The following is a 683-nucleotide window of genomic DNA, read 5'->3' as shown; positions in this document are numbered from 1 at the left end:
GCAAGCGTTACACCACACTAAGGGACGCAACCCATCGCGACGATTTGTTTGAAGTTGGCCACAAAGACCGGCTCCTTCCAAGTAGAGGTTGACGCGGCACCATCGAAGTACGGCGCCGCCAACATCAACTATGAAAGAAACCCCCTCGCAGTACCGGGTACGCGGAACACCGGTACCAACTACGCGGACTCGCGGTACCAACTACCCCAAATCGACAATTCGGTGCCTTACCAGCTCGTCGGCCGGACTGTCGATGTACGTATCACTGGCAATGAAGTAACCGTCTTTGATGCCGGGCAGCGTGTTGCAACCCACCGGCTTGCCCAAGCCCGGGGAATCTATGTCACCGATGTGGATCATATTCCTGCCAACATGGCTGATACCACAGGGTTGTGGACCAGTGACTACTTCTACCGTGAAGCAGCCAAGATCGGGCCAGCAACCCGGACAGTCATCGAAGAACTCATCAGCGCAAAGGCAATCCCTGCCCAGGCATTTCAGTCGTGCCGAAACGTACTGAATATGGGCAAACACGCCAACAAAGTGATTTTGGAACAAGCCTGTGCACGCCTGATCGCACCTGATGGCACCAGGAGAGCAGTGTCGTATACCGCGGTGAAAAACATGATGGCCGCGGTACGCAAAGACCAATCAACCCGCCCGACAGGCCATGATCTGCCAGC

The 683-nt window shown here is 55.6% G+C and carries 1 pseudogene; it reads left to right on the top strand.

From position 1 onward, the window contains the following. Positions 1-54 precede the first annotated feature (54 nt). A pseudogene (locus HMPREF3120_RS03250) lies at positions 55-683 on the top strand (hypothetical protein); the annotation flags it as partial.

It is taken from the genome of Corynebacterium sp. HMSC11D10, assembly GCF_001806995.1.
Classification (GTDB): Bacteria; Actinomycetota; Actinomycetes; order Mycobacteriales; family Mycobacteriaceae; genus Corynebacterium; species Corynebacterium coyleae.
This window is presented reverse-complemented; position numbering and strand designations above follow the sequence as displayed.